The following is a 24162-nucleotide window of genomic DNA, read 5'->3' on the forward strand; positions in this document are numbered from 1 at the left end:
AAATTAAGAATAATAGGGAAAGTGGCGGAGTCACGCCCAGCCTGGAATACAAGGATCAAAAGTTCAGTTTATATAGATTGAGACAAACAGGAGAGTGTTCATCGTGACCAGAGTAACCGTATGGAATGAATATCGTCATGAACGTCAGGAAGAGCGAATCCGTGAGGTGTACCCGCAGGGCATTCATGCCCAGCTGGCATCGTTCCTCAGCGAAGCCGGACTGGATACAGCGACAGCAACGCTGGATGAGCCGGAGCACGGATTAACGGAGGAAGTGCTGAATAACACGGATGTGCTGGTATGGTGGGGACATGTCGCCCATCAGGAAGTGAGCGATGAGATCGTGAACCGGGTTCATCAGCGCGTGCTGCAGGGAATGGGGCTGGTGGTGCTGCACTCAGGGCATATGTCCAAAATCTTCATGAAGCTGATGGGCACAAGCTGTGATCTGAAATGGCGCGAAGCCGGGGAAAAAGAGCGCCTCTGGGTCATGGACCCGAGCCATCCGATTGCCGAAGGCATTGGCGAGTATATTGACCTTGAGCAGGAAGAGATGTACGGGGCACACTTTGATGTTCCGGCACCGGAGTCACTGATTTTTGTCGGCTGGTTCGAAGGCGGGAATGTATTCCCGAGCGGATCGACGTACCGGCGCGGCAGCGGGAAGATTTTTTATTTTCAGCCGGGACATGAGTCCTACCCGACCTATTACAATAAAGAGATTCAACAGGTGATTATCAACGGTGTGAACTGGTGTGCGCCGACTAAGCGTGATTACCCTGTGTATGGACACTCCGAGGCGCTGGAGCCAATTAGAGAAAAGGTGGGAGTATAGATGAAATTAGGAGTATTTGATCCCGTATTTGGAAGTCTGAGCCTGGATGAGATGCTGGATAAAATCGCAGCCGCCGGCCTGAACGCCGTCGAAATCGGCTCGGGCGGCAATCCCGGCAACCCCCATTGTCCTACGGATGAGCTGCTGGCGAGTGAAGCGGCCCGTGAGGCGTATTTGGAAAAGTTCACGAAACGCGGCATTATGATCAGCGCCTTCAGCTGCCATAACAACCCGATTTCGCCGGATCAAGAAGAAGCGCGCCAGGGCGATGAAATCCTGCGCAAGTCGATCAAGCTTGCTTCGCTGATGGGCGTTGCCGTGGTTAACACCTTCTCGGGCACCGCCGGAGACAGCGATGAGGCCAAAGCACCGAACTGGCCCGTTACGCCTTGGCCTACAGTGTACAGCGATATTTTAACCTGGCAGTGGGAGCACAAGCTGATTCCTTACTGGAAAGAAATCGCCCAGCTCGCGGAAGAGCATGGGGTGAAGATTGGCATCGAGCTGCATGGAGGCTTCCTGTGCCATACCCCGTATACGATTCTCAAGCTGAGAGAAGCAACCGGTCCGGCGATTGGCGCGAATCTGGACCCGAGCCATCTGTGGTGGCAGGGCATTGATCCTGTAGGAGCAATCAAGATTCTGGGCAAAGCCGGCGCGATCCACCATTTTCATGCCAAAGACACGTACCTGGATCAGGACAACATCAACATGTACGGCCTGACAGACATGCAGCCCTATGGCGATGTGCAGACCCGGGCGTGGACCTTCCGCTCCGTCGGCTGCGGGCACAGCCTGTCCGAATGGTCGGACATTATGAGTGCGCTGCGTACTTACGGCTATGATTACGTGGTTAGTATTGAACACGAAGATCCGCTCATGTCCGTGGACGAAGGCTTCTACCGCGCAGTAACCAACCTGCAGTCAATCCTGATCCGCGAGCAGCCGCTGGATATGTGGTGGGCGTAGGGTAATTAAAATATTCAAAGCCATCACCGGCCTGCCGTTTCGCAGGCCGTGATGGCTTTTTTGTATGCGTGCCGGGAAAGCACGCATAGCTGATGTGAATCCGGCCGGGGGTGAAGGCCGAAAGAGAAAGCACCTCTGGATAAGTAACTCTGACCGCGCCGGAAACGTGCCACCGGGCCAAATGAGAGGTATAAATACCTCTGATTGCGCTGCAAACGTGTTGCTGGGCGGTCACAAATGGGTTACCGGGAAGGGCGTTGTTCACGGCCCGGCGGTCGATTGTTCTTGCTGTATGCGGTGCCAGTCCCCGTCTCTGCTTTACTTGCTGCCCGCTTGTTTTACTGATGCTTGTAATAAATCACCGTGGCGGACATTTCGCCATCGCCGGAGATAACATAATCAGGGATTTTGCCCGCTTCCACAAATCCGCGTGACTGATAGAGCAGGTTGGAGGGATCACCCTCACGTGTGTCCAGCACCAGCAGCGTCCGGCCATCCGCCGCCGCTGCCTGCTCGGCGGTCTCCATGAGCCTGCGGGCGATGCCCTTGCGGCGGTGCTGCGGATGCACCATCAGTTTGGCGATTTCCGCCCGGTGCGGCGCATTCGGCTTGGATACAGAGTGCAGCTGCACCGTGCCGGCAATGGTTTCCCCCTCAAGTGCGATCCATAGCCGGACGCCGGGAGCCAGCACTCCCCGCCAATAGGCTTCCGCTTCCTTTGCTCCAAGCGGAGGCAGGAAACCGATAGAGGCGCCATCCGCAACCACATCTATAATCAGCGTGTTCAACTGCTGTACAATCTCCGGTTGTAATTCCTCAAGCTGCTCGATAGTAATATCATGGCTCATCCGCAATCTTCCTTTCATACACAAGTGTCTCTTTATTATATCTATGTGATGAAAGTTTACAAATCAAAAATATAATGATAGATTACATGGCCGGTAAATTCTGAAGGTGGAGCTGCTGGGCAGTGCTGAAAAGTTGGCGTGGGGCGTGGAGGGCAGAGGTTTGACCGTTAGGCTGCCGGATAGCGTGCAGGAGCGCGGCGTCTCCGTACGGCGAATGAGCATGATGCGCCGGAGACGGCCAAATATAACACAAAATATTTTTTGAGTGATTGCACTTTGTGCAATAGACATTCATGCCGCCCATTGGCGGCACTTCAGATAATGAAATTTCGGAGAAGGCCCTCAATTCGGCTTCGCCAAATTCGAGGCTTCCATAACCATGTCGTAAGAATCGGAAAATCGTTATTTCAGGATAGAAAGCCCGTTATTTTCTGCTGAAACACAATCTGCTGGTATTTCGTGCAGCAGATTTCTGAATTTCAGAACAAAAACCCCTTTTCCAATAGATTCTGCTGTACAGAGTGCAATAGAATCTGTTTTTGGGCTGCTTTCGACTGTTTTCGGTAGGGTCTTCTGTACAGAGTGCAATTAGAAGCGCATCATCTTTTGAACCGGATATTGCACGGCAGCATGAGCGGATCAGCCTCAACGGGACTGCCCGCCGAGCAGCTTGGGCAGCAGAGCCAGCAGCCGCTCGCGGGTTAATGCATCTCCGGAGTTCCACTTGGTCCCGTCGAGCAGGTAGGCCTGCCCCTTCTGTACGGCAGGCAGGCTGCGCCAGACCGGGCTTTGCATCAGCCGTTCCATGGCTGTACGGGAGTCCTCACGCTCCGGGATGAGCATGAAGACACGGTCACCCGCATAGCTGTGCAGCCCCGCCGGGTCAACCTCGGCGAAGCCCAGCTCCTGATCCAGAATGCCCTGAATCTCCCCTGTCGGCTGTAAGCCGCCCGGAGCATACAGGGCAGTGGACAGCCCTGATCTGCCCATGGCGAACAGATGGTTGCCGTGATCATAAAATAAGGCGGACGCGGTTTCCCCCGGCCGGAGAATATCGCTATAGAGAAGCTGCCACATGGCGGCGTTTTTGGCGTGGAAGGCTCCCAGCCAGGCTTCGGCCTCGCGCTGCTTACCCAGCCATTGCCCCAAAATCCGCATGCGGCTGTCGAGCGGCGCGAATGAATCGAAGGTGAGCGTTGGAGCGATGCCTGATATACTTGCATACAGCTTTTCATCGGCATTTGCGACAATGATCAGGTCAGGGCTTAACGGGCGGGTCCGCTGAGGATCAAGCGGGAATCCGACATTGGCCAGCTTTTTGATCCGGTGGCTGTAAACGCTGTTCCTTGCAAAAATCTCATCACCGCCGACAGGCTTCACACCCAGTGCAAGCAGGTCGCCAAGCGTCTCGCCGTGGTAGATCACCCGCCTGGCTCTCTCGGGAATATCAACGACATGTCCAGTCCAGTCTTTGACCGTAATTTTCCGGCGATGGGTTTGCGCATATTGGCCGGGCGTGACTCCGGTCTTCTGACGGAAGCGGCGGCTGAAATAATACTCATCGGAAAAACCCACCATGCGGGCAATTTCACGCAAGGGTTCGGCGGAGGCCAACAGATGTGTTTTTGAATGGCTGATGCGCAGTTCCGTCAGGTAATCGAGAGGACGCTTGCCGGTCAGCTTTTGAAAAATCGGCGTGTACTGCCAGAGCGAGACATTGGCCCGTTCCGCCAGCTGCTTCACGGTGATGCTGTCCATATAGTGGTCCTGCAAATATTGGATCGTGCTTTCTACAGATTGAGCCGGGCTCGGCAGCTGCCGTGAAGAATAATTATGCTCTAAAAGCAGCAGCAAAAGCTCCTGAAACCGCAGCTGCTGCCTGAACAACAGCACATCATCCTCCTGGCAGTCTCTATTCATGAGCAGCTCTTCTGCCAGCCGGAGTACCTTTGTAAAGGGATGGACAATCAATTCCCGTCTTCCCGGAAGCAGTTCCTGTCTATAGAGTCCTGGGGGATCACCTGTCTGTACAGCTGAGAAGGAGATCAGATAATAGTACAGCGACATCTCCTTATTGCCGGTACTGTAGGAGTCACCTGGAGTCAGAAGCCAGCAACTGTCTGTACTTAGCGGCAGAGACTCGCCGTTGATGTGCAGCTGCCCGCAGCCGCCTGAAACAACGAGAAGGGTATGGTGTAAAGTAGTCTGCGGCACTGAGCAGGCATCCGCAGCTTCAATAACCAGCTGGGTATCCGCCAGTTGAAACAGCAGGGAGTGAAATGGAGCCGGATTCGTATGGGCTTGCGGCAATGGCGGTTCTCCACCTTTCAAGATAATGAGAATGATTATCAATGAATTATATTGTATCTAAAACAAAGAAGCTTATCAACAGATGTTGATAAGCTTCTTGTGTGGTGCTGCCGGCTGTCTACAGCGGGCAGGTAGCCGTGAGGTTTCATGTTCAGACATCCGCAACCGGCAGCAGGCTATACCAAGTCTTTTTGCGGCAAGGCCCGCTCTGCACCAGTAGCTGCTCTAACCGGAAAGCGGAAAGACTACTTATTCAACATCCGGGGAATTTCACCCAGCAGCCATTCTCTTGTCGTCGCATCGCTGGAGGTTTTCATAATATCTTGTGTATAGACCTGTCCGTTCTTCACAGCGGGAAGGCTCTGCCATACTTTGCTCTGCATCAGCTTATCCGTGGATTGCTTCGCTTCGTCGGCTACAGGGGTCAGGATGAAGATCCGGTCGCCTGCATATTCTCCAATGACCTCCATGGAAATCTCCTGGAAGCCCAGATCCGGGTCTGCATCCAGCAGTTTTTGAATGGCGGGCGCAGGCTTGAAGCCGTTCTCGCCATAGAGTACCTGCGAAAGTCCGGTTGCCGCCATTACAAACAGTCTGTCACCCGGATAATAAGTGAAGACAGAGGCGGTTTCGCCCGGCTTCATGCCCGCTGACTGGAGCTGCTCCCACATGGCTCGCTCGCCCGTTTTATACCGCGTCAGCCATGCTTCCGCTTCCTTAGTTTTGCCGAGGATACCGCCGAGCTCCAGCATCCTTTCCTTCAGCGGGGCGAAGGTATTGAAGATAATCGTAGGTGCGATTTTGGACAGCGCTTCGAAATCTGCTTCATCCGTTCCCGCGTAGATAATCAGATCGGGCTGAAGCTCCAGAGTCTTCTCCAGATTGATCGGGAACCCGACATCCTCCACGCCCTGCAGCTTATCCTCATATACTTGGCCTTCGCCCATCGAAAGAGGATACCCCACGGCCTGTACACCCAGCGCGAGCAGGTCGCCATAGGTTTCCCCCGAAAAAATTACACGCTTAGGCTGCACGGGAATCTCCATGCTGTGGCCTTTGTAATCCGTATATGCGCGCATCCCAGACGCAGTATCAGCAGCAGCGTTGCCAGTTGTCCCGGAAGAAGGAGCCGCGTTCACGGCTGCGTTGCTCCCGGAAGGTGTTGCCGCAGCGTCCGCAGCATTGCCGCCTGATTGTTTCTCTGAATTACCGCAAGCCAGCAGCACTATGCTCATCAGAAAGATGACGCATAATCCGGCGAAAGGTTGTCTTATTTTTCTCATAGAATCTTGCCCCCTAAAGTTATGTAGCATAAGCTTTCTTGCTTCCGCTTCGTGCAAAACTGGCTTCGAAAGCATACCCTGAGTTTTGCAGCATGATAGCAGACGGTAATGATAATCATTATCAATATTGATTAACTGGAATTATCATAAAATAAAGTGCCCTGTGACTCAATGGACAAAATGCAGAGAGGGATTTGCTTTTGTGCAAAAGGCTGTGCGGATCATACATATAATTGTTATTAACAACTTGATAATATCAAGAACCCGTGCTACAATGTTGTTAATAACAAATTGTTAATAACAAAAAACACCAGAACCATTACAGGAGGTAATGACTATGTTCGGATTCAGATTCGTGAAATTCCAGCCCAGCGAGTATGTACTTAAGGTCAAGAACGGCAAAGTAGTGCGTGAGGGAGTAGGTCTTTCTTTTTATTATTATGTGCCTACGACTTCGGTGGTTGTGGTCCCGGTATCCTCGATTGATGTTCCGTTCATGTTCGAAGAAATTACGAATGACTATCAGACAGTGACCGTCCAGGGGCAGCTGACTTACCGGATTGTCGATTACCGCAAGACCACTCAGATCCTCAATTACACCTATAATTTACGCAAAAATACGTACCTGTCCGACGATCCCGGCAAGCTCGCACAGCGTGTGATCAATATCGCCAAGGTGCTGACGAAAAAGCAGCTGGAGCAGCTGCCGCTGCGCGAAGCGATTCAGTCCAGCGAACGTCTGGCCAAGACCATTACCCAGGATATTGGACGAAATGAGGAGATCGAGAAGCTGGGTATCGAGCTGATGGGCCTGTCGATTCTGGCTATTGTCCCGAATAAAGAAACGCTGCGCGCCCTGGAGGCACAGGCCAGGGAAGAAATTCTGCGCAGTGCGGACAACGCGCTGTATGAGCGCCGCAATGCTTCCATTGAACAGGAGCGCCGCGTGAAGGAGAACGAGCTGAACACGGAAATTGCCGTAGAGACGAAAAAGAAGCAAATCCGCGAAACCCAGCTGGACGCCGAACGTTCAGTAAAGCAAAAGCAGAATGCGATGAAAGAGGAGCAGCTCAGCTTCGATACAGCGCTTGAAGCGAAGAAGCAGGAGCTGATCGAGCTGACCGTTGCCAACCAAAGAGCCGAAGCGGATGCCAAAGCCTATGAGCTGTCGGCGGTAATGAATTCGCTCCAGGGCGTAGCGCCTGGTGTGCTCCAGGCTCTGGCCAATGTGGGCATGAAGCCGGATAAACTGATTGCGATCGCCTTCCAGGAGCTGGCGGAAAATGCAGGCAAGATCGGACAGCTGAACATTTCGCCGGATCTGCTGCAGGGACTGATGGCCGGTTCGGCCGGAAACGGCGGGAACGCTGCGAGAGGAGGCGGGGGCCGATGAGCACGCGCAGCTCAGAGAATAAAATCATCCTGATCAAGCGCAAGACCCGCCTCGAAGAGCTGGTGGTCCGCTACAATACGATTCAACAGGCCCAATTCTATATTGAACGGCTGGGAGCGGATTTCAGCGATTATATCAGCGAGGATTTTCATTACCGCAAGGCGGTGGAGAGCGCAGTTATGGAGCTGGGTGCGTTGGGGCGGGTACAGCTGCTGGAGCGCCAGCATGTGCCGAACTTCATTTTTGGAGATCAGGATACCGTAGTTGTGCTGGGGCAGGACGGGCTTGTAGCGAATACGCTAAAATACCTGCACGAGCAGCCGCTGATCGGGGTCAATCCCGATGCGCAGCGCTGGGACGGCGTGCTGCTGCCGTTCACCGTCAAGGATCTCCGGCATTTGGTGCCGGAGGTGTTCCGGGGGCAGCGCCAGGTGCGCGAGGTCACGCTTGCCAAAGCGCAGCTTAACGACGGGCAGAGCCTCTATGGCGTCAACGATCTGTTCGTCGGCCGCAAAACCCATGTCTCGGCCCGCTATCAGGTGGAGCTGAACGGTGTCACTGAGCAGCAGTCCTCCAGCGGCATCATCATCTCCACCGGGATGGGCTCCACCGGCTGGCTCAAAAGCGTGCTCGCCGGAGCCATGGGGATTGCCCGCAGCGCCGCGCAGCTGCAGATGGACGGGGCTGCAGCCGCCGGAGCGCGGGCAGCAGGTGTTGCGGAAGCCGCCGGAATAGAGCAGCGGCTTCCATGGGATCACCCGAACCTGTACTTTACGGTTCGGGAGCCTTTTCCCAGCCGGACCACTTCAGCCGGGCTGGTTTTTGGACAGATCAGCAGCCGGGCCCCGCTGAAGATCACCTCGCAAATGCCGGAGGACGGAGTCATCTTCAGCGACGGCGTCGAGAGCGACTTCCTGGAGTTCAACTCCGGTGTTGAGGCGACTATAACACTCGGCGAAAAGCGCGGGCGGCTGGTGGTATGAACCCGGCATGCAGCAGAAACCGGGCTTGTCCCAGTGCCGCCCGGATAAGAGAAAGGGTCCCCGCCAGCCAAAAACGGCTGCTGGGAACCCTTTTAAGTGCTATATAGATTGAACTTCACGGCCACAACCCTAAGCTGAAAAATCTTAAGTTCTATCTATATAGCTATTACTGAAAGCTGCGTCCCTGGTTCATGGAAGAACCAAAGGATTGGCCTGAAGAGAGTGGGGAATGCATCTGCTGTGAACTAAAGGATGAATTGAGCGGGCTGTGCATCATTTGTGATGGTTGGTGGCTGAAGGAAGGATTGAAGGCCGGGTTAAAGGATGGATTGAAGGATGGGTTAAATCCTTGTGATCCTGTGCTGAATCCTTGAGCCCCGGTGCCGAAACTGGAAGTCTGGGCCGTTTGCTCCATCTGTCTAACCAGTTGGGATGCATGCTGCAGCTGCTGTACAGCCGTTTGATGACCCTGCAGAGCCTGTTGGATCATTTGGCTGGCTTTGCGTTCACGGTCTGCCAATTCTTCAAGCTTAGCGACATTCTGCTGTTCCTGTTGAAGAAGCTGCTGATAGTTTTGGCTGGCCTGTTGTGTCTGGGAGATCAGCTGCTGAATAATTTGTTCACACTGGCTGACCTGGCTGGAAATGTTTGAATTCAAAGTGATTGCCTCCTTGGCAGGTTTTGTTTTGTAATGCGATGTTATTATCTGTGATGAAAGTACGGTTTATTCATGGTTGTTGTCCAGGGACGAGCTGATCAAGAAAGGTACTGGCTGCCCAGCAACTTTTGAGGGTTCTTACCGTCTATGTAGAAAAAGCTTTCCATAATGACCCATAACCTGAAGGAGGAGCAGCATGAATCTGCACGATTTTTTAGCTAGACCGAGGACTTTTTGGAGACGCAGCATCACGGTGCCACTTGCGTTTATGCTTCTGTTTACGTTTTGTTTCACAGGAGCGGCCGCAGCGTCGTCGTCAGCCTCGGATCTGATTATTGTGAACAAAAAAACGAACACGCTGGGCTATTTCAGCAGCGGCAAGCTGGTCCGGACTTTTCCGGTTGCCACAGGCAAATCCAAGAGCCTCACGCCTGAAGGCAGCTTCAAAATTGTCGTCAAAATCAAAAACAGGCCTTATTATAAGGAGCATATCCCCGGAGGCGATCCGTCCAACCCGCTGGGAGACCGCTGGCTGGGACTGGAAGTGAACGGCACAAAGGGCACAACGTACGCGATCCACGGCAATAATAACGAATCTTCCATCGGAAAATATGTCAGTGCCGGCTGCATCCGGATGCATAACGAAGATATCCACTGGCTGTACCCGCAGATTGCCAAGAATACAACTGTGGTTATTACCTCTTCCACACTCAGTCTGGAGAGCATTGCTGTGAAAAGCGGCTATTCTATCGGGTCCACAACGTTCGCAGGCACCTTCATTATTAATGGTAAGCCTTCGAAGCTGAAGAATGATTTCGTCCTGGTGAATTCCCGTGTTTTTGTTCCGCTGAGAGAAACCGTAGCTTTGCTGGGAGGTACGCTGACGCAGGAAGCCGGAACCGGCGCGCTGGTGATCACTATAGGCAACCGGACCGTAACGCATAAACCGCTGACCGCCAAAGCTGTGGTTCAGGGTGCAACGATATCCATGACCGCATCCAAAAATGTGAACAACCGTCTATATCTGCCGCTGGGCAGCCTGACAGAGCTGTTTGGTCTTTCATTCAAATGGAGCAAGCAGGAGGCGACCGTCACTTTTTAAGGCGGATTTTCAGCTTCGTACAGGTCTTAAACTGCAGTGGGCAAATGCCTGCTGCGGTTTTTTTATCCTTTAGGACATTATTCAATGTGTGAAAAAATATGAATACACTGGAAGCCTCAGATGATTAAGGTGGTGTAGGAGGATTGGACTCCGTCAGCGGAGTTAAACGGACAGAGGGGATCTTATTTTGCCAAAAATCTTACTTTTACAGCAGTTACGGACCCAGGAGCCGTTATATCGTTCGAATGAGCCTGGAATAAAGGGGAAATGGATAAATAAAGGCATCTCAGTCCGCATAACTTCCAGAACCGCCTAATTCGGCAAAATAAAGGCTTTCCGGTCCGCAACGGTTGCGGATAGATCGTGAAGAGTGCTAATCGCGTCTGTAGAGGAACCCAAGGGTGATTTTTTGTTCAAATTTATCTGTTTCACGCCACAAATCATCCTTATATTTCTCGCTGAAACGGGTACCCCTTTTGAAGAAGGTGAAGCCGTTTCTGCTTGTGGTTTACTTAGTGCAGCTTCGGTTCGGCAGGAATTACAGGATAAATATTGAAGATAAAAGGATGCCGACCCCTAGAGGGACATAACGAATGAAGGAGCGAATGCTTTTATGCCCGCTTTAGCTTACCGCAGCTTGAAGGCTGGGGACCTGGAAGCCATCTGTGGCTTCGTGCGGAATCCGGAAGAGCTGTTCTACGCCGGCCCCAAATTCCAGTATCCGCTCACACCGGAGCAGATTTTGCATGGACTGGAGAACCGGTACAGCCCAACCGTAATTATATCGGACAGCACAATGAGATAGTGTTTAATCAGAAGGGCGAGAAAATAGCAGCGATAGAAATGCAGCGTCCGCTGTGAAAAAAAGTGGAAGGTGAGCAAAATCCGAATTCGAATCATTGGCGGCTGCGGGAGCGGAAAATCCTATACGGCCAGAGAATTATCCAAGCGTTATGGCATCCCTTACTTTGAAACGGATAATGGTTCAGCCTGTACAACGATTTGGTTGAAACCGGAGACGGCGTTCCTGTGCAGACGGAGGGGTGATGGTGGTATGGGCGTGATTTATTATGGGGGACTTTAACTAAAACAGTTCTTGACCTTGATTCTTCCTGTGGCATTGACTATGCTGTAAGCATTAGTACATTTCGGACAACTACGGAGGTTCACCCGACTGATGAATAACTAACACGTTTCCTTCTCAAATGACCATTAATTAGTGATGTGCTTATGCACAAGCCACGGGACGCCTTTTTTGGGGTGTACGGTCAGGGGATACGTGTGTCGATCGGGGACCTTACGATGCTTATTACAGATGAACGCAGCCAACAGTTGACGGCTTGCCCTGCCATTACGCGAGGAGTGCAGTCCACGGTGCTGTTTTCATGGCATCTTTTCCTCCTTCATACATGCTCTGCCGCAGGCCGCTGGCTGCGGTTTTTTTGTATTTACATGGAAGCGGAGGAATGGATATGACCTTAATCAAAGTTAAAAATATACGCAAAGAATGGAACGGCATTCCGCTGTTCGCGAATGTCTCCTTTGAAATTGCGGAGGGAGAGCGCGTGCTGCTTTTCGGGCGCAACGGAATCGGCAAGACGACACTGCTGCAGGGGCTGCTTGGACGGCATCCTTTTGACGAAGGCAGCGTGTATTACGGTCTGCCGCCGGAGGAGTGGGGCGTGCTGGACCAGCAGCTGGAGCTTCAGTCAGATATGAGCGCACTGGATTATGTATTATCCGGTTCGCCAGAACTGAATGACCTTAAGCGCAGATTAGAGCGGCTTGGGCGGCTGCTCCAGGAAGCAGACGGCGGGGATGAGGCACTTGTAGCCGAATACGGAGAGGTCTACGAACGCTATCTGCAGCTGGACGGATACGGCTGGGAGGCCAAGGCAGAGAAATGCCTTAGTCAGCTGATGCTCGATGCTGCGGTATGGAACCTGCCTTACCGCCAGCTCAGCGGAGGGCAGAAGACAAGAGTTCAACTCGCTGCCTTGCTGGCCCGCCAGCCGAAGCTGCTGGTGCTGGATGAGCCGACGAACCATCTGGATGAGGGAACGATGGCTTGGCTGGAGGAGTGGGTGCGGGATTATCCAGGGACGGTGTTCTACGTTTCCCATGACCGCACTTTTATTGAACGGACAGCGACGGCAATGCTTGAGCTGGGCCCTCAAGGCTGCCGCCGCTATCCCGGAGCTTACACGCAGTACCGGGAGCAAAAGGAGATAGAGGCGCGGACGCTGGCGGTGCAGTACAGGAAGCAGGAGCTGGAGAAGGAAAAGCTGCTGGAGAGCATCCGGCGGTACGCCGAATGGTTCCAGCAGGCTCACCGGGCCGCCGGCCAGAACGATTTCCGGCGCGCGAAAGCGAAGAAGAACGTCTCCCGGCTCCACGCCAAGGAGGCGAGTCTGGAGCGACTGGAGCTGAACCGGGTGGAGCGGCCGCAGGCCGCGCCACAGCTAAGCATGAAATTGGAAGGTGAAGTTTTCCGGGGGATGCTCTTCTGGATATGAGCGGTATTCGTTATGCTTACGGCGGAGGTGCTGCACTGCTGGAGAACTTCAATCTGACTTTGCGGCGCGGGGACCGGCTTGCGGTGCTGGGACCGAACGGTGCCGGCAAGTCCACGCTGCTGAAGCTGATCGCCGGCTTGCTGGCACCTGGCCACGGTGAAATTCGCAGGCATCCCCGCACGCGGGTGGGTTATTTTGCCCAGGAGCTGGATAATCTGCCTCTGTCTTCAACCATTCTGGACAGTTTGCTGGAACTGCCGGGCATGACCCAGACAGAGGCGCGGACTATTCTCGGCTGTTTCATGTTCAGGCGGGAGGATGTGTTCAAGCGGATCGGTGATTTAAGCCTTGGAGAGAAATGCCGGGTGGCTTTCCTCCGGCTGTATTTTGGGCGTGCCAACCTGCTGGTGCTGGATGAACCAACCAACTATTTAGATATCGACACCCGGGAACGGGTAGAGGAAGCGCTCGCCGCCTACCCCGGCGGACTCGTTATCGTCTCGCATGACCGGTATCTTCATGCTGCAGTAGCCAACCGTCTGCTCCTGCTGGAACGGGGAAGCAGGCCCCGGCTGTTCCCGGGGACTTACGAAGAGTATGCTGCCAAGGAGCGCAGCCTTATGCTTACACCGGATGAGCAATCCCGGGAAGGAGAACTGCAGCTGCTGGAGCTGCGGCTGGCCCGGCTGATGCACAGTGAACCCAGGCAGACGGAGAAAGAGGACCGGGAGCTGATGGCCGAAATTGTTGAGCTGCGGCAAACCATTCAACGGCTGCAATAGACCCCGCCCGCCTCGTGGGTGCGGAAAGTGAAAGAAAACCAAAAAATAACAGTTTGGGTAGAGGATCATGTTCTATTTTGGCGAAATCAATAAGGGAAAAGCTAAAATATGAGGGAGGCACTCTCAAATGAAGAAAAAGGGAATTCGAATCATGGTACTGCTGCTGCTTCTGTTCAGTATGGCCGTACCGGTACAGTCCACTTCGGCGGCGTCCAAAAGCATAAAGGTCAAAGTTACCCTGGTCAGTGCGGAACTGACCGAAAACAATCATGTGGGCAATGAATGGTATACCACGGCATATATTAACGGCAAAGAGATCAGCGAAGGCTCATCCGTGGTTCTGGACCTGAAATCAACAGAAAGCGTGAAGCTGAAAGCCTACGCGGAAGAACAGGATAAGATCCCGGAATCCGCCACGGCTACTGCTTCTATTAAAGCCTCGGCAATGACCAAAACCATCAACAAAGCCGTGGAAGTGACTGTAGTCGAAAACCGGGGGCGGTATTCCGGAAATACGGCGACATGGACGTTTACTTTTAAAGTGCAGAAGCAATGAGTATGGCAAAGACCGATGCAGAGGCGTTAATATACGAGGATAAATATGATGGTAAGACAGGAATTTAGAATAGAAGGGATCCCCGCAATTTTGTGGGGAGACCAGTCAGACAAGTTGTTTGTGGCTATCCACGGCAATATGTCAAACAAAGCAGATGATGCGATTGTTATATTTGCCGGAGAAGCAGTAAGACGAGGGTATCAAGTAATCAGTTTTGATTTACCCGAACACGGTGACCGCAAAGAAGAAGCCTACAGCTGCAAAGTCCAAAATTGTGTTCATGATCTTGATGTAATCATGCGTTATGCACAAAGGCTATCGGATGATATAAGTATTTTTGCGTGCAGCATGGGGGCGTATTTCAGCTTGCTTGCTTATCGTGACCTGCCGCTTAAACAGTGTCTGTTTTTATCTCCGGTGCTGGACATGAAAAAAATTATTGAAAATATGATGGCATGGTTCGGCATAAGTGAGGACAGATTAATGGCTGAACAAGAAGTTGCTACACCCGTTGGGCAGACACTCTATTGGGATTATTACTGCTATGTTAACTCCCATCCGGTTGACGCTTGGTATAAGCCGACTTCCATTCTTTATGGCTCTGACGATAACTTGTGCGAGTTTGACGTTGTAGCTGCGTTTGCCAGCCGCTTTCATTGCGGACTAAAGGTGATGGAGCAGGGGGAACATTATTTTCACACCAAAGAGCAGCTGCAATTTTTCCGGCATTGGCTGAAGGAACATATTTGGTAAAAAGCAAAACTTATTCTATTACAATAGAAAATTGGTTTCAGATCCCATTTCCTGGAGCAGTTTGGCGGAGAAATCCGCTGAATGCTCTTTTTTTATGCTCAGTGGACGGGGAAGCTGCGGCTTAAAATAAAATTTCGTTATTACCATTTTTTAATATAAAAATTAAAGGAATCATGCCGATACCTGTCGAATTATGGAATCGTTAAAGGGTTTACATGCCCGGCCATCTTAGATTTATTAAAATTATTGGAGGCAGAATTATGAAAAGGAGCTTTAAACATTCAATACATTTGCTTATTGGAATGTTCCTGCTTGGAATTGCGGTGTTTTTCTGCTTACGTCCGGCAGATTTGTACGCTGCGGGTCCCACACCGGACAGTTTCACAACAACGAGCTATAGCAGCTTGCCTTCAAGTGCAATGTCAGCGATGGCTTACGGCAACAATGTGTATATCGCAGTCGGCTATTACGGGGCCATTGTCAAATCGGCAGATGCTGAAACCTGGGTGAATGTAAAAACCAAAGCCGACATTAATTACACGGGGGTGACGGCTCCGGGTTCTTTTACTTTTAACGGGGCGGCTTACGGGAAGGGTTTATTTGTTGTTACGGGAAGTGAAGGGGTGATCCTGACCTCGCCGGACGGCAACACGTGGACTCAGCGCAGTTCTGGAGTCACCACTGGAATCTGGAGTACTGAATTTCTCACTTTTAATGGAAGCAGCGCCTTCTACGCGACAACACAAGGGAAGCTGCTGACCTCACCGGATGGGATCAACTGGACTTCAATCGTTCCAACGGGTGTGGACTCCTCGCTCACGTTAACCAAAGTTACCGTAGGCAATGGCGGCACCCGGTTAGCGGTAGGAGGGGCGAACGGAAGAATTTACTCCACCACGAATGGCACGGCCTGGACCTCGGCCCAGCCCTCAACCGCTGACGGACAGTCCATTGGCACCAACATGCTGACCTGGATGAATGACCGCTATTATATTTCAGATCCGATGGCCTACATATGGACCTCTACGGATCTCTCCACTTTTACGCTGCTAGGTCCTCCTTTTAAACAGAATGCCTCTCAACATAACAACCAGATGTTTAATGGCTTTTACGATGGTACCAAGTATTACATGTTCGGTTATGAATCTCCAAACTATGGAGCAGTATACACTTCAACGAACGGAACCACATGGACCATGCAGCCGTTCAAAAATTATTTTGTCACACAGAATGCCCGTTATCTGGACGGAAAATATTTTCGTTTGGGCAATGAAGGAATGCTCGTATCCTCAGATGGCGCGGATTGGCGTTATAAATGGGGAGGAGCTTTTACAGAAATTGTTCATGGCAGCGGATCACAGTATGTTGCAGTCGGGAAAACAGGCGGCGACGGGGCGATCTGGAACTCGGCGGATCTTGCCCAGTGGAACCAGGTAACGCTGTCCCCGAGGACAACAGGTTTCACAGCAGCTGCATACGGAAATAACACCTATGTCGCAATCGGTGAGAACAATCAGACGACCACAGCGCTTGCCACCTCGCCGGACGGAAAGACCTGGACGCTCCGCAGCGGCATAAATGATTCGACTACTCTATCGGATATCGCTTTTGGCAATGGGAAATTCGTTGCGGTAGGCTCCGGGGCGGGAGGTCCCAAAATAAAAACATCGGAAGACGGTATTTCCTGGCATGAACCCGCGCTGCCCGTGCAGTCGATAGACGCAGTGTACTCCATCGCCTACACCAATAATCAGTTTATTGCTCTGGGATACGGGTATAGTGATGAAGGTTATTTGAATGCTGCCAGCATTTGGACATCCGCAGACGGGGAAACCTGGTCCAACCGCTCCGGGGCATACCCCAACCAGACGGACGGTTTCAATAACCTTCTGTATGATGGAAGCAAATATGTTTTGACCGGTTATGATTCTAGCACATATGAGGTTTTTTCCCGTTCCAGCGATGATCTAACCACTTGGAGCAATCCGACATTAACGGGGACGTATACCTATTTTTCATCCTCAGCCATGCTGGGGCAAAAAGGCAATACTCTCTATATGCTGGCCTATGACAGCAGCAATACTCCCGTCGTATATTACACTGCCGACCACGGTTCGACCTGGCGGAATGCCGGTGTGGATATGTCTTCCATTGATCCGAATGCGATCTATTCGCTGATGGAGGCGGATGGAAGAGTGCTTCTTTCCGGGAATTCACAACTGGTTATGACGACAACGGGTACCATGGCGCAGGTCGAAGCGCCGACAGCAAACCCAGCCGGAGGTGCGGTAGCGCCAGGCACGACGGTTGCGCTGAGTAGCTCGACGAGCGGAGCGGCGATCCACTACACGCTGGATGGCAGCGTGCCGACGAGCAGCAGCCCGGAGTACAGCGGGCCGATTCCGGTCACAGGTGCGGTGACGATTAAGGCCATCGCCGTGAAGGCGGGGATGACGGACAGCGCCATTATGAGCGAAGCATATACGATTATGGCGCAGGTCGAAGCGCCAACTGCGAATCCAGCCGGAGGTGCGGTAGCGTCAGGCACGACGGTTGCGCTGAGCAGCTCGACGAGCGGAGCGGCGATCCACTACACGCTGGATGGCAGCGTGCCGACGAGCAGCAGCCCGGAGTACAGCGGGCCGATTCCGGTCACCGGTGCGGTGACGATCAAGGCCATCGCTGTGAAGGCGGGGATGACGGACAGTGCCGTCATGAGCGAAGCCTACACGCTTTCTACTGAACCGGAACCGGATAGTATCATTAGCCCGGTGAGTGCCGCTTTTGACAAAAAACAGACTCAACAGGCCGACGTGACCATCGAATTGACATTGAACGGAAATACCCTTATTGGAATCTCAAACGGGATAGCCAATCTTACTGCGGGAACGGATTATACGCTGTCCGGCAGTACCGTAACGATCTCTAAAACGTATCTCGCTTCTTTGGCGGCAGGTACCACCAGCTTAACCTTCAGATTTAGTGCAGGAGCAGCGCAGACTTTGGACATGACAATTACCGACACAACGGTTCCAATTCCCGGAGTACCTCTTCTGCAGTCCGCCGTATTCGGCAACGCCCAGGTCCAATTAATCTGGACACCCGTGGAAGGCTCGACAGGGTATAAAATCTTCCAAAGACTGGCCGATACGGAATACGGCAGCGAAGTGGCTACCGTCAGCGGGTCTGTCTACAGCTATAATGCGGTGAATTTGTTGAATGGAACAACCTATTATTTTGTAGTCAAAGCAGCCAATGCTGAAGGGGACAGCGCAGCCTCCAATGAACTAAGCGCTACGCCAAAAACGGCTCCGGGAGCACCAGCCAATGTAACAGCCGTATCCGGAAACGGGCAGGCAGTGGTATCCTTTACGGCCCCTGATTCAGACGGAGGCAGTTCGATTACCGGATATGAGGTGACCTCCTCACCGGGAAATATTGTTGCTTATGGAACTGCAAGTCCCATTACGGTAACTGGACTCACTAACGGGACGGGGTACACTTTTACAGTAAAAGCGGTCAATAGCGCAGGCAGCAGCACCACCTCTGCCTTGTCGAATACCGTAATGCCTATCGCTCCTTCCAGCGGTGGCGGAGACACTCCACCCTCCGTGCCTGCAGCACCAGCAGCAGCGCCACCGGCTGTAACAGGTTTTAACGTTCTTGTAAATGGCAAGGTGGAGAATGCCGGAACAATAACAACCGCTACAGTAAATGGGCAGACGGCTCTGACTGTAGCCATTGACCAGACTAAGCTGGAAGAAAAGCTTGCAGCAGAAGGCCAAGGCGCTGTAGTTACGATTCCGGTAACTGTGAAATCGGATATTGTCATTGCCGAGCTGAACGGCCAAATGGTTAAAGATATGGAAGACAAACAGGCAGTATTAGAGTTGAAAAGTGAAAATGCAACCTACACCCTGCCCGCCGGGCAAATCAATATGGACGCGATCCGAAGCCAGTTCGGTACCGCCGCTACTTTGGGGGATATCAAAGTCAAACTTGAAATTGCTGCCCCTGCGGAGGATACTTTAAGAACTGTAGAAAACTCTGCGGTGCAGGGAGGATTCACGTTGGTTGCGCCACCGCTCAATTTTGTGGTGCGGGCCGAATATGGCGGCCAAACAGTCGAAATATCCAAATTCAGTGCCTACGTAGAACGGCAAATTGCCCTTCCGGATGGAGTGGACCCGAATAAAATTACCACAGCCATCGTAGTGGAGCCCAATGGATCGGTAAGACATGTGCCAACCAGGGTTACTACTATCGACCAAAAGTATTATGCAAAAGTGAACAGTCTCACCAACAGCACCTATTCGATCATCTGGCATCCGCTTGAATTCAAGGATGTGGCCGGACATTGGGCCAAGGATATCGTAAATAACATGGGCTCGCGGATGATTATTGACGGTACCGGAAATGGGCTGTTCAATCCCGATGCGGAGATTACACGTGCTGAATTTGCCGCAGTTATCGTACGCGGACTGGGACTGAAGCTGGACAGCAGCGCCGCTTCATTTGCGGACGTGAAGGCCGAAGCCTGGTACAGCAGTGCGGTTCAAACAGCTTATGCGTATCATCTGGTCAATGGATTTGAAGATGGTACTTTCCGTCCGGCGGACAAGATCACCCGGGAACAGGCGATGGCAATCATAGCCAAGGCGATGAAGCTTACCTCGTTACAAGACAAGCTTCCGGTCCAATCGTCAGCAGAGCTGCTGAGTCCGTTCAAGGATGCAAGCAAAGTCTCGCAGTGGGCGCAGAGCAGCGCTGCCGACAGTATTGAGGCAGGCATTGTCTCCGGACGCAGTGCTTCAGAGCTGGCACCTCAGGCGTATATTACTAGAGCTGAGGTTGCTGCTATTGTCCAAAGATTGCTGCAGAAGTCCAATCTGATATAACTAAAACTCACTCTAACACCTCCGGCTGCTTGGCAGCCGGGGTGTTTTTCTAAATAGAATTTGCAGGTTTTGTGGGAAGCGAAAGCTTACCCCTAGCGCCTTTCGAAGAAGCAGGTGAGCAGTGCCAGTTGGAAAAAGGGAGCTTATTTCTCCCCAAAATCAACAATTGGGAGATTAAAGTGGAAAAAGGGAACTTAATTGGGCAATATTCCTTTGTCAGGGGTGAAATGAGCCGAATTAGTTATCCTTTTTCCACTTCGCCTGTGGAGAAATAGGGTGTTCCAGCAAATTAGTGCCCCTTTTTCCACTTGGAATTGCCGAACGATCCATGCAGGGCCTCCAGGCAACGCTAGAGAGAAATCCAAAACGGCTGACTTATTCGGTCAAGGAAGGGGGAGCTGTTTTGTGCAAGGAAAAGGTAGCTGTTTTGTGCAAGGACGGGGTAGCCGTTTTGTGCAAATATGAGGATTTATATGTTTCAGGCTACAAATCCTCCGTATATTTCCCGCTGGAACGGGTACCCCTTTCGAAGAAGGTGAAGCCGTTGCTGCTTGGCACATGGGACAATCGCTTATTGCTGCAACCTTTACTTACAGCCAGCCGTCTGAACTAACAGCCGGTCTAAGCAGAGGGAATAACTTACTCAAGGAGATGACAACCATGACAAACTCATTGAAAACAATTACCGGAATTCTAATATTAGCGGGTATGCTGGGCCTTACCGACTGCAGCTCCGGCAGTAACCATGAGGCAACCGCCTCACCGGCAGCCTCGCAGCCGGGAGCAAGCAGCTCCGGCAGCAACGATGCAGCAACCGTCTCACCGGCAGCCTCGCAGCCGGAAGCAAGCAGTTCCTCAGCACCGTCCGCAGCCCCGGCGGAAGCATCGGCTACCGCTTCGCCCAGTGCTGCTGCTGGCGGAGGGGCCTCGTCGACGGCAGCACCTCAAGACAGCAGCAAGCTGCTTGAAGAGCTCCTTCAACTGGCCCGGGAGGGCAAGGTGCCTGGTGTGGAATATGCCGCACACACCGGATTAATTGACGACGTGGAGGCTGCCTGGGGCGAGCCGGACACCAAAGAGACTGCGGGCAAGGGGATATACGCAACGTACAGCAAACAACATGTCGTCATCGGCTTCAACAAAGGCAGCCGGATTTTTGACGTCCGCTCCAGCGCCGCCGATCTGCAGAAATTGACACTGAAGGAGATTGAAGCTGTGCTCGGCGAACCGGAGAGAACAGCCGTGAACGGCGGCGATAAAATCTACATGTATCAGGCAGGCAAGCAATATGAGCTGAAATTCATCATTCCGGAGGCCTCGGGTACGGTGGATCATATCTCTGTATTTTCTGAACAGGATTCAATTAACAATATGGCCGGATAAGCTATAATACTTCCATGGACTTATCCTTGGAAAAGAGGTTCGGCTATGCATCTTGAATTAAACAACAGCGAATACAAAGTGATGGCAGACGGGATTACGATTACACTGCTGCCCAAGGAATTCGCTCTTCTGCAGTTTCTGTACCGCAATGTTGGACGCACCTTCAGCCGGGAACAGCTGCTGGACCATGTTTGGCCGCTGGAGTATCCGGTGGAACGAACGGTAGACGACCATATCTACCGACTGCGCAAAAAGCTGCATGTCCTCAGCGGCCTGGACATCAAGACTGTCCGGGGGTTCGGCTACAGTCTTGCCGTTCCGGGTACTCCTGCCGGTGTAGCCCTAAATCCGGCAATGAATGACCCGGAGCTGCGGGAAACCATGCGCAGCGTATTTTCCAAATTTCATGTATATGGCCAGGGCAAATCCATGGTAACGCTGGCGCGCCAGCAGGATATCCTTGGCTATGAGCTGGATTCGGTGTATTCCATGGTCATTCATTTTGTGCAGGGAGATTTGGAATGGCTGCTGCATACAGATGAAGTTCCGCTCAGGGAACGGTTATTTTATCTGATGATCTTCTACTTTCTCTCCGGCGATCCGAAGGAGCGGCTAGCGTATTGCGAGCAGGTGATTGAACGGAAGCTGTTGTACCCTAACTATCAGCTGGAGCTGGAGATTCTCACCATTCTGGACCTGTTCACCCTTGCGGGGCAACCGGAGCGGGCTTTGGAGCGTCTGAAACGTTCCCATCAGGTCATTGCTGAGCTTGGTTATGATAATTTCATTCCCGTGACGTTGATTACGGAGCTGTTCGTGCATCTGACGGCCGGCACCGGAGATGAGGAGCTTAAGCGGATGGATGAAGCGATTGGCGTCATCCTGCTGGAGAAACCTTTTCTCCGGGAGATCGGGAGCTATAAAGTAGTGAAGGGACTCTGGAGTTTGCGGCTGGAACAATGGCGTGAAGCAGAGAACCTGCTCAGTGAGGGGCTGCAGGTGCTGGAGATGTCCGGATTCATCCCCCTGCGGCTATATGCGCTGTACCGGATTGTGCATTATTGCCGTATGTTCCCTCCCCCAAAAGCGCTACAGCATAAATATGAAGAAATATTTGTGGCAGAACTGGAGCAATCCGGGCTGAACCGGTTCAGCCAGTCTCTGGAGGACACCATGCAGCAGGTCCTGAAATCCCTCTGATCTTTCTCTGACAATTCTCCATTACAGTAGGGTCATACGAGCAACCTGTTCTATGATTCTAAATGCAACTATGGAGGAATGACAGATGGAAGCTTCCGCCAAGCAGGGGAACAGCCTGCTGCACAACAAAGTATATATGCGCGTGTACAGTGCCTACGCCACAGCAGCCTTCGGGGATTGGTTCGATTCGCTGGCGATTCAGGTCCTGGTGGGTTACCGCTGGCATGCCAGTCCGCTGATGCTGGCGCTGATTCCGGTAGCGGTGGCGCTTCCCGGCGTTCTGCTCGGCTCTGTGGCCGGAGTGGCCGCCGACCGGCTGAACAAGCTGAAGCTGATGCGCATGTGTGATCTGCTTACTGCGCTCCTGACCGTACTGGTGCTGTTCGCACCCAATATGGTGTGGCTGCTGGCGCTGCTGGCGCTGCGCTCGGCACTCTCCACGCTGAATGTTCCGGCCCAGCAGTCCATGACCCGCAGCATCGTCAGAGAGGATCAGCTGCTTCAGGCCACCTCGCTGAACGGGATCGTCAGCCAGGGCTCCAAAATCGCCGGCCCCCTGCTGGGCGGTGTGGCGCTTACGCTGCTCAGCCCGCAGTGGTGTATCCTTCTGAACGCCATATTCCGGGTAGGTTCTTATCTGCTGCTGCTCTCCGTAAAAAACATCCATACCGGGGATGAACACCCGGCGGCGGAGGTGCAGGAAGAACGGGTTCCGCTGCGCACGATGTGGGCGGAGGGCTGGAGCTTTATGCTCCGCAGCAGGCTGCTGCTGCATACGATGCTATTTGGACTCACAGGGGCGCTGGCGATCCAGATCATTGATTTTCAGTTCACCAGTCTGTTCCGTGTGATATCACCGGAGAATGAATCCCTGCTGGGCTGGATGGTTGCCGCATCCGGGGTCGGGGCCGTATCTGTTATTCTGCTTCTGGGCAAGTTGAAACCGGGAACCAGCTATGGACTTCGGCTCGGAATGGGCTATGTGCTGATAGGCGGTTCCGTCGGGGGGCTCGGCCTGCTTCAACCAGGGGCATCTGTGATTTGGGTGCTGCTGTTCGGATTAATACTGGGGCTCGGGAATGGAAGCTTTTTCGTGGCCTTCAATTATTGTCTGCAAAAAGAAACCCCGCCCCACATGACCGGCCGCATCTTCGGCATCCAGAGCAGCATACTCGGTCTGGTGATGATTACAGCGCCTCTTCTGGGAGGTTGGCTGGTTCAGGTGGCCGGACCCGGCCGAATCTTTATGAATTTTGGCATGGTTCAAGTGCTTCTTGGGCTCGTCGGAGTGCTCTTTGGCCGGGTGCTCTGGCCTGAAGCTAAGCGGGAGAGTGTGCAGCCCATGGTGGAGCACCGTTGATTGGCTAGGAGACACGGGTAACTGCAGTCTGTACAGTTAATTCGGCCTTGTTCAAGCCAATATGGCTTGTAACTGCAGTTCATGCAACAAAAAATCACTTTTTGCTCATATTCACGGAAATGGTCTTTTTTAATTGTAAGTAATACATTTAAACTCCGATAGCTCCTGGATTACTCAGATATAGTTGCACAAAATACACTTAAGAGTCAGAGTCAGAGTCAGAGTCAGAGTCAGAGCCAGAGCAAGAGCAGCACTAAGCCCTCAGGGGCTTTTTTCCTTTTATATGGAGGAGACGGGCCCGGCCGGGCGAATATGTAGATGGAGATCGTTTTT

The 24162-nt window shown here is 52.5% G+C and carries 20 protein-coding genes; 16 read left to right on the forward strand and 4 right to left on the reverse strand.

Annotated features, from left to right (window positions below; genetic code table 11):
• Positions 1-103: 103 nt before the first annotated feature.
• Both JI735_RS14825 and JI735_RS14830 read left to right on the forward strand, forming a co-directional pair.
• Positions 104-835, forward strand: coding sequence for a ThuA domain-containing protein (locus JI735_RS14825; RefSeq protein WP_039836340.1), 732 nt, complete (start codon positions 104-106; stop codon positions 833-835).
• Complete coding sequence (locus JI735_RS14830) at positions 836-1804, forward strand: sugar phosphate isomerase/epimerase family protein (protein ID WP_039836339.1); 969 nt, start codon at positions 836-838, stop codon at positions 1802-1804.
• Between the two features lie 338 nt (positions 1805-2142).
• Here the strand turns inward: JI735_RS14830 and JI735_RS14835 are convergent, their stop codons facing one another.
• The 3 genes from JI735_RS14835 to JI735_RS14845 all read right to left on the reverse strand — a co-directional run bounded on the left by JI735_RS14835 (position 2143) and on the right by JI735_RS14845 (position 6245).
• Positions 2143-2652 carry a GNAT family N-acetyltransferase gene (locus JI735_RS14835; protein WP_039836338.1) on the reverse strand — a complete coding sequence of 170 codons (510 nt, stop codon included), beginning with the start codon at positions 2650-2652 and terminating at the stop codon, positions 2143-2145.
• A 645-nt stretch (positions 2653-3297) separates the two neighbouring features.
• Positions 3298-4962: an AraC family transcriptional regulator gene (locus JI735_RS14840; RefSeq protein ID WP_202677518.1), complete on the reverse strand. Its 1665-nt coding sequence runs from the start codon at positions 4960-4962 to the stop codon at positions 3298-3300.
• 245 nt (positions 4963-5207) lie between these two features.
• Positions 5208-6245, reverse strand: a complete 1038-nt coding sequence (locus JI735_RS14845; protein WP_202677519.1) for an ABC transporter substrate-binding protein — start codon at positions 6243-6245, stop codon at positions 5208-5210.
• Between the two features lie 337 nt (positions 6246-6582).
• Between JI735_RS14845 and JI735_RS14850 the strand changes: the two genes are divergently transcribed.
• Positions 6583-7638 carry an SPFH domain-containing protein gene (locus JI735_RS14850; RefSeq protein WP_202677520.1) on the forward strand — a complete coding sequence of 352 codons (1056 nt, stop codon included), beginning with the start codon at positions 6583-6585 and terminating at the stop codon, positions 7636-7638.
• On the forward strand, positions 7635-8621 hold the full coding sequence (locus JI735_RS14855; RefSeq protein WP_202677521.1) for an NAD(+)/NADH kinase: 987 nt from the start codon (positions 7635-7637) through the stop codon (positions 8619-8621). The genes JI735_RS14850 and JI735_RS14855 overlap by 4 nt, the downstream gene beginning before the upstream one ends.
• A 166-nt stretch (positions 8622-8787) precedes the next feature.
• On the opposite strand, the gene JI735_RS37825 is transcribed toward JI735_RS14855, so the two are convergent.
• Positions 8788-9279 carry a hypothetical protein gene (locus JI735_RS37825; RefSeq protein ID WP_408637977.1) on the reverse strand — a complete coding sequence of 164 codons (492 nt, stop codon included), beginning with the start codon at positions 9277-9279 and terminating at the stop codon, positions 8788-8790.
• 337 nt (positions 9280-9616) lie between these two features.
• Between JI735_RS37825 and JI735_RS37335 the strand changes: the two genes are divergently transcribed.
• The 12 genes from JI735_RS37335 to JI735_RS14915 all read left to right on the forward strand — a co-directional run bounded on the left by JI735_RS37335 (position 9617) and on the right by JI735_RS14915 (position 23829).
• Complete coding sequence (locus tag JI735_RS37335; RefSeq protein ID WP_325175604.1) at positions 9617-10381, forward strand: L,D-transpeptidase family protein; 765 nt, start codon at positions 9617-9619, stop codon at positions 10379-10381.
• A gap of 613 nt (positions 10382-10994) precedes the next feature.
• Positions 10995-11186: a hypothetical protein gene (locus JI735_RS14870; protein ID WP_039836322.1), complete on the forward strand. Its 192-nt coding sequence runs from the start codon at positions 10995-10997 to the stop codon at positions 11184-11186.
• A 69-nt stretch (positions 11187-11255) separates the two neighbouring features.
• Positions 11256-11465, forward strand: coding sequence for a P-loop NTPase family protein (locus JI735_RS14875; RefSeq protein WP_083886780.1), 210 nt, complete (start codon positions 11256-11258; stop codon positions 11463-11465).
• Positions 11466-11766: 301 nt separating this feature from the next.
• Positions 11767-12897: an ATP-binding cassette domain-containing protein gene (locus tag JI735_RS37340; RefSeq protein WP_325175605.1), complete on the forward strand. Its 1131-nt coding sequence runs from the start codon at positions 11767-11769 to the stop codon at positions 12895-12897.
• A complete protein-coding gene (locus JI735_RS37345) occupies positions 12894-13679 on the forward strand; it encodes an ATP-binding cassette domain-containing protein (protein WP_325175606.1) in 786 nt (261 codons plus the stop codon). The genes JI735_RS37340 and JI735_RS37345 overlap by 4 nt, the downstream gene beginning before the upstream one ends.
• Positions 13680-13806: 127 nt before the next feature.
• Positions 13807-14235: a hypothetical protein gene (locus JI735_RS14885; RefSeq protein ID WP_039836314.1), complete on the forward strand. Its 429-nt coding sequence runs from the start codon at positions 13807-13809 to the stop codon at positions 14233-14235.
• Between the two features lie 48 nt (positions 14236-14283).
• Positions 14284-14988 carry an alpha/beta hydrolase gene (locus JI735_RS14890; protein WP_039836316.1) on the forward strand — a complete coding sequence of 235 codons (705 nt, stop codon included), beginning with the start codon at positions 14284-14286 and terminating at the stop codon, positions 14986-14988.
• A 260-nt stretch (positions 14989-15248) separates the two neighbouring features.
• Entirely contained in the window at positions 15249-19886 is a 4638-nt protein-coding gene (locus tag JI735_RS14895; RefSeq protein ID WP_233476407.1) for a chitobiase/beta-hexosaminidase C-terminal domain-containing protein, read from the forward strand.
• 403 nt (positions 19887-20289) lie between these two features.
• A complete protein-coding gene (locus JI735_RS14900) occupies positions 20290-20499 on the forward strand; it encodes a hypothetical protein (protein WP_039836310.1) in 210 nt (69 codons plus the stop codon).
• Positions 20500-20546: 47 nt separating this feature from the next.
• Complete coding sequence (locus JI735_RS14905; RefSeq protein ID WP_202677523.1) at positions 20547-21269, forward strand: YjgB family protein; 723 nt, start codon at positions 20547-20549, stop codon at positions 21267-21269.
• A 45-nt stretch (positions 21270-21314) separates the two neighbouring features.
• Complete coding sequence (locus tag JI735_RS14910; protein ID WP_039836304.1) at positions 21315-22469, forward strand: winged helix-turn-helix domain-containing protein; 1155 nt, start codon at positions 21315-21317, stop codon at positions 22467-22469.
• An 85-nt stretch (positions 22470-22554) separates the two neighbouring features.
• A complete protein-coding gene (locus tag JI735_RS14915; protein WP_039836303.1) occupies positions 22555-23829 on the forward strand; it encodes an MFS transporter in 1275 nt (424 codons plus the stop codon).
• Positions 23830-24162: the final 333 nt, after the last annotated feature.

The sequence above is a fragment of the Paenibacillus sonchi genome (genome assembly GCF_016772475.1).
Classification (GTDB): domain Bacteria; phylum Bacillota; class Bacilli; order Paenibacillales; family Paenibacillaceae; genus Paenibacillus_AQ; species Paenibacillus_AQ sonchi.

Excerpts from the sequence above, each read along its gene's own strand:
- JI735_RS14830 (WP_039836339.1), top strand. The coding sequence starts at position 836 with ATGAAATTAGGAGTATTTGATCCCGTATTTGGAAGTCTGAGCCTGGAT.
- JI735_RS14835 (WP_039836338.1), bottom strand. The coding sequence starts at position 2,652 with ATGAGCCATGATATTACTATCGAGCAGCTTGAGGAATTACAACCGGAG.
- JI735_RS14845 (WP_202677519.1), bottom strand. The coding sequence starts at position 6,245 with ATGAGAAAAATAAGACAACCTTTCGCCGGATTATGCGTCATCTTTCTG.
- JI735_RS14850 (WP_202677520.1), top strand. The coding sequence starts at position 6,583 with ATGTTCGGATTCAGATTCGTGAAATTCCAGCCCAGCGAGTATGTACTT.
- JI735_RS14855 (WP_202677521.1), top strand. The coding sequence starts at position 7,635 with ATGAGCACGCGCAGCTCAGAGAATAAAATCATCCTGATCAAGCGCAAG.
- JI735_RS14870 (WP_039836322.1), top strand. The coding sequence starts at position 10,995 with ATGCCCGCTTTAGCTTACCGCAGCTTGAAGGCTGGGGACCTGGAAGCC.
- JI735_RS37340 (WP_325175605.1), top strand. The coding sequence starts at position 11,767 with ATGGCATCTTTTCCTCCTTCATACATGCTCTGCCGCAGGCCGCTGGCT.
- JI735_RS37345 (WP_325175606.1), top strand. The coding sequence starts at position 12,894 with ATGAGCGGTATTCGTTATGCTTACGGCGGAGGTGCTGCACTGCTGGAG.
- JI735_RS14885 (WP_039836314.1), top strand. The coding sequence starts at position 13,807 with ATGAAGAAAAAGGGAATTCGAATCATGGTACTGCTGCTGCTTCTGTTC.
- JI735_RS14890 (WP_039836316.1), top strand. The coding sequence starts at position 14,284 with ATGGTAAGACAGGAATTTAGAATAGAAGGGATCCCCGCAATTTTGTGG.
- JI735_RS14895 (WP_233476407.1), top strand. The coding sequence starts at position 15,249 with ATGAAAAGGAGCTTTAAACATTCAATACATTTGCTTATTGGAATGTTC.
- JI735_RS14905 (WP_202677523.1), top strand. The coding sequence starts at position 20,547 with ATGACAAACTCATTGAAAACAATTACCGGAATTCTAATATTAGCGGGT.
- JI735_RS14910 (WP_039836304.1), top strand. The coding sequence starts at position 21,315 with ATGCATCTTGAATTAAACAACAGCGAATACAAAGTGATGGCAGACGGG.
- JI735_RS14915 (WP_039836303.1), top strand. The coding sequence starts at position 22,555 with ATGGAAGCTTCCGCCAAGCAGGGGAACAGCCTGCTGCACAACAAAGTA.